Source organism: Streptomyces sp. NPDC048696 (assembly GCF_043198895.1).
Taxonomy (GTDB): Bacteria; Actinomycetota; Actinomycetes; order Streptomycetales; family Streptomycetaceae; genus Streptomyces.
On record NZ_JBICVJ010000003.1, the window covers coordinates 482,834 to 497,028 of the forward strand.

Here is a 14,195-nt window from a genome sequence, read left to right on the forward strand (position 1 = left end):
GTCAAATGGGACTTACTAGGCTCAAGGGCATGTCAGTGCCGGATCCGAAGGACCCCCAGGACATCGAGGACCATGACGCGCTCGAAGCGGCGACCCGGGCCACCCGAAGTCTGCAGGGCCTGTCCACCGAGCTCACCGCGCGCGTGCCGCAGCTTCTGGAGGCGATGCGTTCCGTCGGCACCGGCCTGGAACTGCACTCCACGCTCGACCGGATCTGCGGGACGGCCGCCGAGCTGGCGGACGCCCGGTACGCCGCGATCGGCGTCGTCGACGAGACGCGGCAGGGCCTGTCGGACTTCGTGACGTACGGCATCGCGCCCGAGGACGCGGCGGCGATCGGCCGTCGCCCCGACGGGCATCGGGGGTTGCTCGGCTGGCTGATCCATCACCCCGAGCCGCTGCGGCTCGCCGAGATCTCCGCCGATCCGCGCTCGGCGGGCTTCCCCCCGAACCATCCGCCGATGCGGACCTTCCTGGGCGTCCCCATCCGGGTGCAGGGCGAGATCTTCGGCAACCTCTATCTGACGGAGAAGAAGAACGGCGCCGAGTTCAACGACTACGACCTGCACATGGTGCGGGTGCTCGCCACCGAGGCGGGCATCGCGATCGGCAACGCCCGGCTGTACGAGGCGGCGCGCCAGCGCGAGCGGTGGATCGACGGTTCGGTCGCCGTCACCACCGCACTGCTCTCCGGCGGTGACGCGGACGACGCCTTGGAGGTCGTCGCCGAGCAGGCCCGCCACCTCGCCGACTCGGCCGCCGGGATCGTCCTGCTGCCCTCCGAGGAGGGCGGTCTGGAGATCGTCGCGGTCTCCTCGGACGACCCCGGCACGTCGCTGGGCGTCGTGATCCCCCCGGAGAGCCCGGTCGTGTCGACTCTCCTGGACGGCGAGGCCGTCTTCGTGGACGACGCGGCCACCGACCCCCGGATGATCACCAAGCTGGCCCAGCGGTACGGGCCGAGCATGATGCTGCCGCTGCACAGCGGGGGTCGGGTGCTGGGTGCGCTGGCCACGCCCCGCGCGCGTGGTGGCCGTCCGTTCACCGAGGCCGAACGGACGCTGGCCACCCAGTTCGCCTCGCAGGCGGCGCTCGCGCTGATGATGGCGGAGGCACAGCGCGACCGGGAGCGGCTCGCGGTCTACGAGGACCGCGACCGGATCGCCCGCGACCTCCACGACCTCGTCATCCAGCGGCTGTTCGCCACCGGAATGATGCTGGAGGGCGCCCAGCGCAAGTCGGTCGTGCCCGAGGTGCAGGTCGGCGTCGGCAAGGCCGTCGACGAACTGGACGTCACCATCCAGGAGATCCGCACGGCGATCTTCGCGCTCCAGCAGGGACCCGCCGAGGCGCCGTCCGGTCTGCGCACCCGGGTGCTGCGCGAGATCAACATGGCCGCCGTGCCGCTCGGCTTCAAGCCCGCACACCGCTTCGTCGGGCCGGTCGACGCCCTGGTGGGCGAGCTCACCGGCAAGAACCTCATCGCGGCCCTGCGCGAGGCCCTGTCCAACGCCTTCCGGCACGCCGGGGCATCCCGTATCGAGGTCGTCGTGGATGCCACCGCCGAGCTGCCGGACGGCACAACGGGCGTACGTCTGACGGTCGCCGACGACGGCATCGGCATCCCGGAGGGCGGCCGCCGCAGCGGACTGCGGAACCTCGCGCGGCGTGCCGAGGCGCTGGGCGGATCGAGTACCCACGGACCCGGCATCGGGGAGGACGGCCGGGGCACGACGGTGGTGTGGGAGGCCCCGCTCTAGGGTGCTGTCCGGTGGATCAGCAGGCCGCCTTCGGTGCGGGCCGCGGCTTGGCCGCAAGCCCGGTAAGCCCGGTGCCTGTAGGCCACTTGGGGGCGCCACTCGGGACGAGAGGTGTGTTTCACGTGAAACATGCCCCGGCCGCGCGACGATCCGGACATGCGTCTCGGACACCGGTGCAGGGCCCTCGCGCTGGTCCTGTGTGTCCTCGGCGGGCCGCTCACCTCCGCCGCCACGGCCGACGACGGACCCGATGTGCCCAGCACGAGCGCGGCCGTGGCGCGGCTGTACATGGATGCCGCCAACGCGACCACCGCGTACGAACAGGGCAGACGGGCCGCCGAGGCGCAGCGGACGAAGGCGGAGCACTTCGACCGGCTCCTCGCGGAGCGGCGGCACGATCTCGACCGGCTTCACGCGGACATGGGCCGGGTGGCCCGCGCCCAGTACCGGACCGGCGGCACCATCGCGTACACCGCGCAGCTGCTGCTCGCCGACGACCCGGAGGAGCTGATGCGCGGTCAGCGGCTGGCCTGGCAGGCGGAACTGGCCGTGACCCGGCTCTACGGGAAGGCGCGGCGGGCGGAGGTCCGTCTCACCTCGGCGGAGCGGCGGGCGCAGGCCGCCTGGCGCGACCTGACCGACCGCAGGGATCAGCTCGAACGCATCAAGAGGTCGGTCGCCGCACGCTTGGAGGAGGCGCGCTGGGAGCTTCAGGGCGAGGCCGACCGAAGCGTCGCGGCAGGTCAGTGCCGTGGTGCGGTACGCCTTGAGGACCCGCCCGAGACCCGCCCCACCGGTGCGTGGGTGGCCCCGGTCCAGACGTACCGGCTCTCGGCGGGCTTCGACAGCGCGGGCGACCACTGGGCGCACCGCCACACCGGCCAGGACTTCGCGGTGGACATCGGGACGCCGGTGCGGGCGGTCGGCGCGGGCCGGGTCGTCTCGGTCTCCTGTGGCGGCGGCTTCGGGATCGAGGTGATCATCGCTCACCCCGGCGGCTACTACTCCCAGTACGCCCATCTGGCGGCGGTGACCGTGGACCAGGGCGACCGGGTGAGCACCGGCCAGTGCATCGGCCAGGCGGGCACCACCGGCAACTCGACCGGGCCGCACCTCCACTTCGAGATCCGGCTCACCCCGGAAATGGGCTCGGCGGTCGATCCGGTCCCGTGGCTGAGCGAGCGCGGTGTGACACTGCGAAGCACCCCGGCCGAGGGGGAACCGGACGAGTCGTGAGGCCGGGGCGGCTCAGAGCGAGTCGATGATCCGCTCGATGACGACCGCCACGCCGTCGTCGTTGTTGGCGACGGTGCGCCCGGAGGCGGCGGCGAGCACGTCCGGGTGGGCGTTGCCCATGGCGTACGACGTGCCCGCCCAGGTCAGCATCTCGACGTCATTGGGCATGTCGCCGAAGGCGACGACCTCGGCGGGCGTGATGCCGCGCTCCGCGCAGCACAGTTCGAGCGTGGACGCCTTGGAGACGCCCGGGCCGCTGATCTCCAGGAGCGCGGTCGGGCTGGACCGGGTGATCTCGGCGCGGGAGCCCACGGCCGTACGGGCCAGGGCGAGGAAGTCGTCGGGCGTGAGCTCGGGGTGGTGGGCGAGGACCTTGAGGATGTGGTCGTCGGCCGCGTCGGCGTCCTCGGCCAGCAGCTTCTCCGCGGGCCCGATGCTGGTGGCCGCGTCCATGAACATCGGCGGATAGGCGGGCTCATGGTGTATCCCGCCGGTCTGCTCGACGGCGAAGGAGGCGCCGGGGGCGGCGGCGCGCAGAATCTCGACGACCTCCCGGGCGGTGGCGCGCTCCAGCGGGCGGACCTTGACGAACCGGTGCTCGCCCGGCCCGCCGTGCAGATCGACGACGGCCGCGCCGTTGCCGCAGATGGCCAGGCCGTGGCCGTGCACATGGGCACTGACGACGTCCATCCACCGGGCGGGCCGGCCGGTGACGAAGAAGACCTCGATCCCCGCCTTCTCGGCCGCCGCGAGCGCGGCGATCGTACGGTCCGAGACGGTCTTGTCGTCGCGCAGCAGGGTGCCGTCGAGATCGGTCGCGATGAGGCGGGGGACGGCGGGGGCGGGGCGCTCGGCAGGGGCAGGCTCGGTAGCTGAGGTCACAGGTTCATTGTCACGTACACGAGCGCACGGGCGTGCGACACAGCGCACATCTGAGTGCATGCGCCGGGTCGGATGGGGCGTAGGGGGCGCATGAGGCGTACGGGTGGGCGCTCGGGGGGCGTCGCCGCCTCGACTGTCTCCCGGCCCCGGCCGTCAGCAGCCGTCCAGTGGTCGGCGGCCCGCGGCCGTATGAGCATCGTGACGGCTCCCTGAGTGGCACATCACGGCTCCATGAGTGTCGGAGGGAGACGTTAGTGTCGTACGTATGCGTCTGAGCACTGTGATTCTTCCGGTACGCCGCTGGCACGACGGCGGTCGCGACGAGTGGCTGCGAGCCGAGGAGCTGGGCTTCCACACCGCGTACACCTACGACCACCTGTCCTGGCGGACGTTCCGCGACGGGCCGTGGTTCGGCGCGGTGCCGACGCTGACCGCCGCTGCCGCCGCGACCTCCCGGATGCGGCTCGGCACGCTGGTCACCTCGCCGAACTTCCGGCACCCCGTGACCCTCGCCAAGGACCTGATCACCCTCGACGACGTGTCGAACGGCCGGATCACGCTCGGCATCGGGGCGGGCGGCAACGGCTTCGACGCCACCGCGCTCGGGCAGGAGGCGTGGACGCCGCGCGAGCGGGCCGACCGCTTCGCCGAGTTCGTGCCGCTCCTGGACCGGCTGCTCACCGAGGACGCGGTGACGCACGAGGGCGCCCTGTACTCGGCGGTCGAGGCGCGCAACATCCCGGGCTGTGTGCAGCGGCCGCGGCTGCCGTTCGCGGTGGCGGCGACCGGTCCGCGCGGGCTGAAGCTGGCGGCGCGGCACGGCCAGGCGTGGGTGACGACGGGCGACCCGAAGCTCTTCGAGTCGGGCACGCCCGAGCAGTCGGTCGAGGCCGTCCGCGGCCAGATCAAGAAGCTCGGTGAGGCCTGCGACGACATCGGCCGTGAGGTGGACGAGCTGGACAAGATCCTGCTCACCGGCTTCACGCCGGAGCCCGGCCGGGTCCTGGAGTCGCTCGACTCCTTCGTCGACTTCGCGGGCCGGCACTTCGAGCTCGGCATCACGGAGATCGTCCTGCACGCGCCGATCCCGGACTCGGACTTCGCCGCCGACCGGAAGGTGTTCGAGCAGATCGCCCTGGAGGGGCTGGCGCAGCTGCGCTGACGCCGGAGCCCCCGGGCGGCTCTCCTCGCGTGCTCGCCCCCGCTCAGCTCTTCGCGCGTACGCGTCCGCTCAGCCAGGGCGTGAGCGTGCCGCCGAGAACGATCTCCTTGTACGTCTCGTCGCCGGGCAGCGGCACGACCAGCCACCAGCCCGGCGGGAAGAAGCGGCCCTTGACGTAGGCGAGGCCGCCGTAGACCGAGCGGAGGAAGGCGGGGACCGCGTCGCGCGGTACGTCGTTGAACTCCACACCGTCGACGGTGATCTTCGCGTCGTCCTCGGCGAAGACCTGCACGGTGACGGCGGGCGAGCCGCCGAGCTCCACGAACGCCTCGTGCGGCAGCGAGCCGTCCGGGTCCAGCACGGCGAAGGCGCCGGACGACGTGCGGCGCGAGGAGCGGTCGGCGCCGATGTCGTCGGTGACCTCGACGGCGAGGTTGTACGCGCTCGCGATCTCGCGGATCGCGGTGACCGCGCTCTCGGTGCTGGGCAGATGCGGATGGGCCATGCGGTCGATCATGTCAGCCGGCGCCTGCGGGTGCCCGCGGATGCGCCTGCGGTCGGCGGCAGGGGAGTCGATCGCGTCAGCTCGGTGCGCCGACCAGGGTCAGCCGGGGAAGCGGAGATACCTCGGCGGTACGGAGCCGGTGAGCCAGACCCCGTTGGCGCTGACCCGGAAGACATGGCCGTCCCGGCGCATCGCCGCGGCGTCCACGCTCAGTACGACCGGACGGCCGCGCCGGGCACCGACCCGGGTCGCGGTCTCGCGGTCGGCCGAGAGATGGACATGGTGGCGGGCCATGGGCCGCAGCCCCTCGGCCCGGATCGCGTCCAGACTGCGGGGCACGGTGCCGTGATAGAGGTACGCGGGCGGCTCGGCGTCCGGGAGATCCAGGTCGACCTCGACGGTGTGCCCCTGGCTGGCCCTGATCCGGTCGCCCTCGACCGCGAACCGGCGCTTGTCGTTGACGGCCACGACGTGGTCGAGCTCGGCGCGGGTGATGGGGAAGTGGTGCGCCGCCGCCGCGCGCAACAGGGTGTCGATCTCCACCCAGCCGTGCGGATCGAGAGTGATCCCGATCCGCTCGGGCCGGTGGCGCAGGTGTTTCGACAGGTACTTGGACACCTTCACGGTGCGTCTGTCGTTGTCCGTCCGGTCCGACGTCCGGTCCGACGTCCGGTCCGATGTCCTGTCCGGCGTTACGTCCAGTGTTCTGTCCGGTGTTTCGCTCATGCGGCCAGGGTGCCGGGGCGGCGGAGCCCAGGCACGCCAATTTCCCGCGTGAGCCGGGCGCTACGGCCCACGCCGGGTTCGCCGTGCCCGCCTTCATTACCGCCAAGTACCCGGAGCGCGCCGGAGCTGCCGTGTGGCCTGCCAAGTGACGCCAATCACGTCTCGATGACGGTCAGTTAGGTTTGATCCACAGACAAGTGCGGTTATCCACAGGGCTTGTGGCTAATCTGTGGACAAGTGGTGGGCTGTGAGGGCATCCAACGTGCGGGCCTGAACCTCGCGTTGGGCCGCGGCGGAGATGAACGCCGTGACGTTCTCCGAGCCGACCAGGGACTCGACCGCGCTGACGGTGTCCGCCGGAAGGGCGACCGGCCGGGGGTCGGGGCCGCTTGGGGCGATCGGGTCCGCGGCGCCGAGGTGGCGCTGGAGATGGCGCGTGGCGAACAGGCGCATGGCGCGGGCGAGTTCGGCGTCCACGGTCTGCTGGGCCAGGGGGCGAAGCCGACGTACGAGCCCGGCGGCCTCGGCGGCGTCGGCGTCGGTCGGCGGGCGGTGGCCCAGATAGCGGGCGAAGACGTGTTCCGTGGTGAAGTCGAGGAAGCGGGCCGCGATGTGCTCGACCTGGCCGCGCAGTTCGCGCAGATGCCCGGAGATGGCGCCCAGGGGGACACCGGCGGCATAGAGCTCGGCGGCCACCGCGAGCTCCTGGGGGCTGGGGACCAGGAACTCGCTGTCGTTGCCGGGGATGCGTTCCAGGATGCCGAGTTCGACCGCGTCGCGGACGGCCTGCTCGTCGGGCACGCCGCCGAAGGTGGCGTCCAGATCGGCGCGGGAGATCCGGGCGGCCTCCTCGTCGGTCCAGGGGCCGCTGACCTCGGCGACCAGGCCGAGGACACCGCCGAGACCGCGTCCCGCGTCCCAGGCCTCCAGGAGCTCCTTGATGGAGGCGAGGGTGTAGCCGCGGTCCAGCAGATCGGCGATCTGGCGCAGCCGGGCCAGATGCGTGTCGCCGTACACATTGGACCGGCCGCGCCGCTCGGGCCGGGGCAGCAGACCCCGGTCCTGGTAGGCGCGGATCGTACGGACCGTGGCGCCGCTCGCGTGGGCCAGATCCTCGATCCGGTACTCGGCGGACGACTGGACGGAGGGCTGAGACGAGGACTGAACCGAAGGGTGGAGCGACGGCTGACCCGAAGGCTCGACCGGCGACTGGGCCGTCACCTGGACCGGCAGATGGACCGACGACGCGGACGACTGTACTGCTGGCTGTCCGGACACACCGTCTCCCTTACCCCAGGGCGGCACGGCCCACCGCACCCGCCGCCGCGCGGGCCGCCGGCGAGGTCGCGAGATATTCGACGGCCTTGCGCAGGGAGCCCTCCTGCGAGGGATGGTACGACCGCCGGAAGTAGCGGGGTATGGCCGTGCCGAGCTCCTTCCAGCTGGGCAGCAGACCCTTGTGGACGGCCCGGTTGTGCTCACGCAGTGAGTAGCGCAGCCGGCCGGCGAGTTGGGGGTCGTGGCGGATGAGGTAGTGGGCGCCCCAGACCCAGAGCCAGAGCAGGACCGGGGCGGCCCAGGCCATCCCGTAGACGCGGCGGGCGTACAGGGGCAGGCCCTCGCCGCCGCAGTGCTGGTACATGTCGAAGGCGACGGCGCGGTGTTCGACCTCCTCGGCGCCGTGCCAGCGCAGCAGGTCGAGCATGACGGGGTCGCAGCCGGCCCGGTCGAGGGCTTCGGCGTGCAGTACCCAGTCGCCCAGGACCGCCGTGAACTGCTCGATCGCGGCGATCAGCGAGAGGCGGAAGCGCAGCCACTCCTGGGTCGGTATCGGCGCCCCGAACGGGGGCCGCTCGCCGAGGAGTTTGTCGAAGAGGAAGTCGACGTGCCGGGTATAGGAGGTGGTGTCGAGCCGCTGCTCGGCGAGGTGGTCGAGGACGTGGGCGTGCTGGACGCTGTGGGTGGCCTCCTGGCCCATGAAACCCTTGACGTCCTTGAGCAGCACCGGGTCGGTGACCAGCGGAAGGGCTTCCTTGAAGACCTTCACGAACCAGCGTTCGCCCGCCGGGAGCAGCAGGTGGAGCACATTGATGACATGGGTGGCGGTGGGCTCGTCGGGTATCCAGTGCAGCGGGGTCTCGTGCCAGTCGAACGAGACCCGGCGCGGAGTGATCCGGTAGTGGTCCGGGCCCGCGCCGTCGAGGCGCTCGGTGCTCACAGCGGCGGCTCCAATCGGGCTATCGCGCGCAGGGTGCGGGGGGCGAAGCGGGACATGAGGTGGGCGCCGCGGGCCTCCGGCGTCACCGGCACCACGGCCTGGTTCTTCACCACCGCGCGCAGGATCGCCGAAGCGACCTTCTCCGGCGGATAGTTGCGCAGGCCGTACAGCCGGGCGGACTTCTTCTGGCGGCGCTTCTCCTCCGCCTCGTCGGTCCCGGCGAAGCGTGCGGTGGAGGTGATGTTGGTGTTGACGAAGCCGGGGCAGATCGCGCTGACGCCGATGCCCTGCCCGGCCAGCTCGGCGCGCAGGCACTCGCTGAGCATCAGGACGGCGGCCTTGGTCGTCGAATACGCGGGGAGTGCCTTGGAGGGCTGGTAGGCGGCGGCCGAGGCGGTGTTGACGATGTGGCCGCCCTGGCCGCGCTCGGCCATCTGCTTGCCGAAGATCCGGCAGCCGTGGATGACGCCCCACAGATTGACGTCGAGGACCTTCTTCCAGTCCTCGGTGGTGGTGTCGAAGAACGAGCCGGACAGGCCGATCCCGGCGTTGTTCACCAGGACGTCGACGATCCCGTACTCGGCGGCGACCTTCTCGGCGAGCTTCTCCATCGCCTGCTCGTCGGCGACGTCGACCGTCTCGGCCCAGGCCTGGGGAGCGCCGATGAGCCGCGACATCTCGGCGGTCCGGGCCGCGCCCTCGGCGTCCCGGTCCACGGCGACGACGCGCGCTCCGGCCTCGGCGAACGCGAAGGCGGTGGCCCGGCCGATGCCGCTGGCCGCGCCGGTCACCAGGACCAGCTGGCCGCCGAAGCGGTCGGCGTGGGGGCCGGTGGCGACGGCGTCCTTGGCGCTGACGCCGTCCTCGTTGGCGGTGATGAACTCGGTGATCCAGGCGGCCAGCCGGTCGGGCCGGGTGCGGGGGACCCAGTGCTTGGCGGGCAGGGTGCGACGCACCAACTGGGGCGCCCAGAGCTCAAGGTCGTCGTAGAGCCGCTCGGACAGGAACGCGTCCCCGGTCGGCGTGATCAGCTGGACCGGCACATGCGCGTACGCGTCGGCGCGCGGGCGGCGCAGCCGGGCGCGGACGTTGTCCCGGTAGAGCCAGGCGCCGTGCGCCGCGTCCTGGGGCAGGGAGGCGGTGGGATAGCCGTCGGCCGGGACCTTCTCGACGCGCTCCAGGATCTGCGGCCACCGCTTGCCGAGCGGGCCGCGCCAGGCGAGCTCCGGGAGCACCGGGGTGTGCAGCATGTACACGTACCAGGACTTGGCGCCCTGGCCGAGGAGCTGGCCCACCCGGCGCGGGGTCGGTCGGGTCATCCGGGTCTTGATCCAGTGCCCGAAGTGGTCGAGGGACGGGCCGGACATCGAGGTGAAGGAGGCGATCCGGCCCTCGGTGCGCTTGACCGTGACGAACTCCCAGGACTGCACCGAGCCCCAGTCGTGGCCCACCAGGTGCACCGGCTTGTCGGGGCTCACCGCGTCGACGACCGCCAGGAAGTCATCGGTCAGCTTCTCCAGGGTGAAGCCGCCGCGCAGCGGGGACGGGGCGGTGGATCTGCCGTGTCCGCGTACGTCGTACAGCACCACGTGGAAGCGCTCGGACAGCCGCACGGCGACCTCCGACCACACCTCCTTGCTGTCCGGGTAGCCGTGCACCAGCACGACGGTCGGCTGCTGTGTGTCGCCGAGCTCGGCGACACACAGCTCGATCCCTCCTGTGCGCACCCAGCGCTCGCGCGCGCCCTCGATGCCGTTGCCCGCCCGGTCTCCCACGCTCACGCCGCCTTCTCCTCGGCCCAGCGCCGCACATGCGGCAGGTCGTCGTCCAGCCAGAACGCGCTCTGTTCCGGGTCCTTGGAGTCGGTGACGACCAGGATCTCCTCGAACTTCGCGCCCGTACCCCGGAATCCGAGGTGCGGCTCGACCGCCCACAGCCCCGGCCGGGGCGGGTGGTCGGAGAACTTGTAGGGGCTCCACAGCGGGGACCAGCCGTCCCGGTGGCCGTGCAGCGCGTCGCTCGCCAGGCCCTTCAGGGCCTGGGTGCCGAAGCCGAACACGGTCGGCGACCAGCGGCGCTCCCTGACCTCGTCGATCTTGTGCGCGATCACGCCGAACGGGTAGGCGCGGTGCCGGTTGGCGTACCCCTGGCGGACCATGAGGCGGTCCACGTCCTCGTAGATCTCGCGCAGCGGGCGTTTCTCGCGGACCTCGCGCAGGATCAGCTCCCGGTGCGACTCCAGATCGGCGAGGAGCCGGTCGTGCACGGGGTTGAGCCCCAGGCAGCCCGAGTAGCCGATGTCCGCCGTGAAGCCCTTGTAGACCGGGGCCATGTCGAGGATGAACGGCATCCCCGCCTCCAACCGCCGACCGGTCGGGAAGAACTGGAGCGGGACCTTGAAGTCCACGAACGCGGTGCGGTCCCCGAACCAGGCGAACGGCAGATGGAACCAGTCGCGCACGCCGCGCTCGTGCAGCCACCTGCGCTGCATCCGCGCCGCCTCGCGCTCCGTCACACCCGGCTTGAGCTGGGCCGCGACGGCCTCCGCGCACTCGTACGCGAGACGCTGCACTTCCCTGAACCCGCTGAGCCGCGTGTCGAGTTCAGCATTCACCGCCGTTGGCATCGCGCCCACACCCCTGTCGTCGTACGCGTGCGTAACTTGACACTGATGAATGTGACAATGCCCGGCGGCTACGTCAAGGGCTGTGCGCCTGCCTGTGGACAAGTAGGGGGATGTGAACAACTCCGTGCCCCGTTCGGGGCGCTTTCCCGGGGGTCCGTCACTCTTGCGTAGGGCTTCCCCTAGGGGCCGTACCTCTTGAGTCGCACGTGGATCCAGCCGCCTGGTCTGACGATCGATGTGGCCTGCGCCACTACCGTCGAAGTGTGAATGTGATCGCGACCGAAAGCCTGAGCAAGCGGTTCCCCCGGGTGACCGCGCTTGACCGGCTCTCCTTGGACATCGGGCCCGGTGTGACCGGCCTGGTGGGTGCCAACGGGGCCGGCAAGTCGACGTTGATCAAGATCCTTCTCGGCCTCTCGCCCGCCACCGAGGGCAGTGCCGCCGTGCTGGGTCTCGACGTCGCCACCAGCGGCAGTGCGATCCGCGAGCGGGTCGGCTACATGCCGGAGCACGACTGCCTGCCGCCCGACGTCTCGGCCACCGAGTTCGTCGTGCACATGGCGCGCATGTCGGGTCTTCCGGTGACCGCCGCCCGCGAGCGCACCGCCGACACCCTGCGCCACGTCGGGCTCTACGAGGAGCGGTACCGCCCCATCGGCGGCTACTCGACCGGCATGAAGCAGCGGGTCAAGCTCGCCCAGGCGCTCGTCCACGACCCGCAGCTGGTGCTGCTCGACGAGCCGACCAACGGGCTCGACCCGGTCGGCCGCGACGAGATGCTCGGGCTCATCCGGCGCATCCACACCGACTTCGGCATCTCGGTCCTGGTCACCTCGCACCTCCTCGGCGAGCTGGAGCGCACCTGTGACCACGTAGTGGTCATCGACGGCGGCAAGCTGCTGCGCTCCAGCTCCACCAGCGACTTCACCCAGATGACCACGACCCTGGCGGTCGAGGTCACCGACTCCGACGCGTACCCGGACGGCGCGCAGGCCCTGCGCGGCGCGCTGACTCAGGCCGGACTTACGCTCCACGCGGGCGTGGAGGACGGTCTGCCGGGCGCCGGGCACATCCTGCTGATCGAGGACGCGGGCGAGGAGACGTACGACGTCGTGCGCGACACCGTCGTGGGGCTCGGCCTCGGGCTCGTACGGATGGAGCAGCGCCGCCACCACATCGCGGAGGTCTTCAAGACCCCGGCCCAGGCACCGGAGCCCGTCTCCGAGCGCGCCGCCGCCTGGGCCGCCACCGCCGCACGGCAGAACGGAGGCGGCAGCCATGGCGGCTGAGGCCACACAGACCCAGATCCACAACATCGGCTACCGCAACTACGACGGGGCGCGCCTGGGGCGGGCGTACGCACGGCGCTCGCTGTTCTCGCAGTCGCTGCGCGGCGCCTACGGACTGGGCCGCAGCGCCAAGTCTAAGGTGCTGCCGATGCTGCTCTTCGCGGTGATGTGCGTGCCGGCCACCATCATGGTCGCGGTCGCCATCGCCACCAAGGCCAACGACCTGCCGGTGGACTACACGCGCAACGCGGTCCTGATGCAGGCCGTCATCGGCCTCTACATCGCCGCCCAGGCCCCGCAGACCGTCTCGCGCGACCTGCGCTTTCGTACGGTGCCGCTGTACTTCTCGCGGCCCATCGAGCGCGTGGACTACGTCCTCGCCAAGTACGCGGCGATGGCCTCGGCGCTGTTCATCCTGACGGCGGCGCCCCTCGTGGTCCTCTACGTGGGCGCGCTGCTCGCCAAACTCGACTTCGCGGACCAGACCAAGGGGTTCGCACAGGGACTGGTCTCCGTGGTGCTGCTCTCGCTGCTCTTCGCCGGCATCGGCCTGGTGGTCTCGGCGCTCACCCCGCGCCGCGGCTTCGGAGTCGCCGCCGTCATCGCCGTGCTGACCATCTCCTACGGAGCGGTCTCCGCGGTCCAGGGCGTCGCCTTCGACCAGCAGTCCACCGGCGTCATCAAGTGGCTCGGGCTCTTCTCCCCCATCACGCTCATCGACGGGGTGCAGACCGCCTTCCTCGGCGCCACCTCCGCCTTCCCGGGCCGCGCGGGGCCGGACGCGGGCGTGGGCGTGGTGTACCTGCTCGTCGTCCTCGCGCTGATCCTCGGCTCGTACGCCGTCCTGATGCGCCGCTACCGGAAGGTCGGGCTGTGACAACCATCGACATCGACCACACCTCGCGCTGGTTCGGAAATGTGGTGGCCGTCAACGACGTCACCATGTCGATCGGCCCGGGAGTGACCGGGCTGCTCGGCCCCAACGGCGCCGGAAAGTCCACGCTCATCAACATGATGGGTGGTTTCCTCGCCCCCTCGACGGGAAGCGTGACGCTCGACGGGCGCCCCATCTGGCGCAACGAGGAGGTGTACCGCCAGATCGGCATCGTTCCCGAGCGCGAGGCGATGTACGACTTCCTCACCGGGCGCGAGTTCGTCGTCGCCAACGCCGAACTGCACGGGCTCGGCGCCAGGGAAGCCCAACAGGCGCTGTCCACGGTCGAGATGGAGTACGCGCAGGACCGCAGGATCCAGACGTACAGCAAGGGCATGCGCCAGCGCGTGAAGATGGCGTCCGCGCTGGTCCACGACCCGTCCGTGCTGCTGCTCGACGAGCCGTTCAACGGGATGGACCCGCGCCAGCGCATGCAGCTGATGGATCTGCTGCGGCGGATGGGCGCCGAGGGGCGCACGGTTCTGTTCTCGTCCCACATCCTCGAAGAGGTCGAGCAGCTCGCCGCGCACATCGAGGTGATCGTGGCCGGGCGGCACGCGGCGAGCGGTGACTTCCGCAAGATCCGCCGGCTGATGACGGACCGCCCGCACCGCTATCTGGTCCGCTCCAGCGACGACCGCGCGCTCGCCGCCGCGCTGATCGCCGACCCGTCCACGGCCGGGATCGAGGTGGACCTCAAGGAGGGCGCGCTGCGCATCCAGGCGGTCGACTTCGGGCGGTTCACGACCCTGCTCCCGCAGGTCGCGAAGGCGCACGGGATCCGGCTGCTGGCGGTCTCGCCGTCCGACGAGTCGCTGGAATCCGTCTTCTCCTACCTCGTAGCGGCCTGAAAGGAG

Annotated in this window: 13 protein-coding genes; 6 read left to right on the forward strand and 7 right to left on the reverse strand. The window is 71.2% G+C overall.

Annotated elements, in window-relative coordinates; genetic code table 11:
• The first annotated feature begins 29 nt into the window (after window positions 1-29).
• Together ACGFRG_RS08470 and ACGFRG_RS08475 are read left to right on the forward strand one after the other, a co-directional pair.
• On the forward strand, window positions 30-1,760 hold the full coding sequence (locus ACGFRG_RS08470) for a GAF domain-containing sensor histidine kinase (RefSeq protein WP_393262512.1): 1,731 nt from the start codon (window positions 30-32) through the stop codon (window positions 1,758-1,760).
• Window positions 1,761-1,916: 156 nt separating this feature from the next.
• The gene (locus tag ACGFRG_RS08475) at window positions 1,917-2,996 is read left to right on the forward strand and encodes a peptidoglycan DD-metalloendopeptidase family protein (RefSeq protein ID WP_361422985.1); all 1,080 of its coding nucleotides are present in this window, start codon (window positions 1,917-1,919) and stop codon (window positions 2,994-2,996) included.
• 12 nt (window positions 2,997-3,008) lie between these two features.
• On the opposite strand, the gene ACGFRG_RS08480 is transcribed toward ACGFRG_RS08475, so the two are convergent.
• On the reverse strand, window positions 3,009-3,938 hold the full coding sequence (locus ACGFRG_RS08480) for a Cof-type HAD-IIB family hydrolase (protein ID WP_361422982.1): 930 nt from the start codon (window positions 3,936-3,938) through the stop codon (window positions 3,009-3,011).
• A gap of 205 nt (window positions 3,939-4,143) precedes the next feature.
• On the opposite strand from ACGFRG_RS08480, the gene ACGFRG_RS08485 reads away from it, so the two are divergent.
• Entirely contained in the window at window positions 4,144-5,040 is an 897-nt protein-coding gene (locus ACGFRG_RS08485) for an LLM class flavin-dependent oxidoreductase (protein WP_361422979.1), read from the forward strand.
• 43 nt (window positions 5,041-5,083) lie between these two features.
• On the opposite strand, the gene ACGFRG_RS08490 is transcribed toward ACGFRG_RS08485, so the two are convergent.
• The 6 genes from ACGFRG_RS08490 to ACGFRG_RS08515 all read right to left on the reverse strand — a co-directional run bounded on the left by ACGFRG_RS08490 (window position 5,084) and on the right by ACGFRG_RS08515 (window position 11,115).
• Window positions 5,084-5,545, reverse strand: a complete 462-nt coding sequence (locus ACGFRG_RS08490; protein ID WP_361423428.1) for a hypothetical protein — start codon at window positions 5,543-5,545, stop codon at window positions 5,084-5,086.
• 99 nt (window positions 5,546-5,644) lie between these two features.
• The gene (locus tag ACGFRG_RS08495; RefSeq protein WP_393262515.1) at window positions 5,645-6,169 is read right to left on the reverse strand and encodes an RNA 2'-phosphotransferase; all 525 of its coding nucleotides are present in this window, start codon (window positions 6,167-6,169) and stop codon (window positions 5,645-5,647) included.
• A 324-nt stretch (window positions 6,170-6,493) separates the two neighbouring features.
• Entirely contained in the window at window positions 6,494-7,390 is an 897-nt protein-coding gene (locus tag ACGFRG_RS08500) for a MerR family transcriptional regulator (RefSeq protein ID WP_393262732.1), read from the reverse strand.
• Between the two features lie 169 nt (window positions 7,391-7,559).
• Window positions 7,560-8,489, reverse strand: a complete 930-nt coding sequence (locus ACGFRG_RS08505; RefSeq protein WP_361422973.1) for a metal-dependent hydrolase — start codon at window positions 8,487-8,489, stop codon at window positions 7,560-7,562.
• Window positions 8,486-10,270 (reverse strand): SDR family oxidoreductase, encoded by a 1,785-nt coding sequence (locus ACGFRG_RS08510; RefSeq protein WP_361422970.1) that lies wholly within the window; start codon window positions 10,268-10,270, stop codon window positions 8,486-8,488. Before ACGFRG_RS08510 ends, ACGFRG_RS08505 begins: the two co-directional genes overlap by 4 nt.
• A complete protein-coding gene (locus ACGFRG_RS08515) occupies window positions 10,267-11,115 on the reverse strand; it encodes a M24 family metallopeptidase (protein ID WP_361422967.1) in 849 nt (282 codons plus the stop codon). Before ACGFRG_RS08515 ends, ACGFRG_RS08510 begins: the two co-directional genes overlap by 4 nt.
• 269 nt (window positions 11,116-11,384) lie before the next feature.
• Between ACGFRG_RS08515 and ACGFRG_RS08520 the strand changes: the two genes are divergently transcribed.
• Genes ACGFRG_RS08520 through ACGFRG_RS08530 form a run of 3 tightly spaced genes read left to right on the forward strand, consistent with a single transcriptional unit; the run spans window position 11,385 to window position 14,189 of the window.
• Window positions 11,385-12,404, forward strand: coding sequence for an ABC transporter ATP-binding protein (locus ACGFRG_RS08520; RefSeq protein ID WP_393262735.1), 1,020 nt, complete (start codon window positions 11,385-11,387; stop codon window positions 12,402-12,404).
• Entirely contained in the window at window positions 12,394-13,281 is an 888-nt protein-coding gene (locus tag ACGFRG_RS08525; protein WP_393262519.1) for an ABC transporter permease, read from the forward strand. Before ACGFRG_RS08520 ends, ACGFRG_RS08525 begins: the two co-directional genes overlap by 11 nt.
• Complete coding sequence (locus tag ACGFRG_RS08530) at window positions 13,278-14,189, forward strand: ABC transporter ATP-binding protein (protein ID WP_361422961.1); 912 nt, start codon at window positions 13,278-13,280, stop codon at window positions 14,187-14,189. Before ACGFRG_RS08525 ends, ACGFRG_RS08530 begins: the two co-directional genes overlap by 4 nt.
• The last annotated feature ends 6 nt before the right edge of the window (window positions 14,190-14,195 follow it).

Coding starts and splice junctions, on each gene's coding strand:
- ACGFRG_RS08490 (WP_361423428.1), bottom strand. CDS start 5,545: ATGGCCCATCCGCATCTGCCCAGCACCGAGAGCGCGGTCACCGCGATC.
- ACGFRG_RS08485 (WP_361422979.1), top strand. CDS start 4,144: ATGCGTCTGAGCACTGTGATTCTTCCGGTACGCCGCTGGCACGACGGC.
- ACGFRG_RS08475 (WP_361422985.1), top strand. CDS start 1,917: ATGCGTCTCGGACACCGGTGCAGGGCCCTCGCGCTGGTCCTGTGTGTC.
- ACGFRG_RS08525 (WP_393262519.1), top strand. CDS start 12,394: ATGGCGGCTGAGGCCACACAGACCCAGATCCACAACATCGGCTACCGC.
- ACGFRG_RS08480 (WP_361422982.1), bottom strand. CDS start 3,938: ATGCACTCAGATGTGCGCTGTGTCGCACGCCCGTGCGCTCGTGTACGT.
- ACGFRG_RS08515 (WP_361422967.1), bottom strand. CDS start 11,115: ATGCCAACGGCGGTGAATGCTGAACTCGACACGCGGCTCAGCGGGTTC.
- ACGFRG_RS08470 (WP_393262512.1), top strand. CDS start 30: ATGTCAGTGCCGGATCCGAAGGACCCCCAGGACATCGAGGACCATGAC.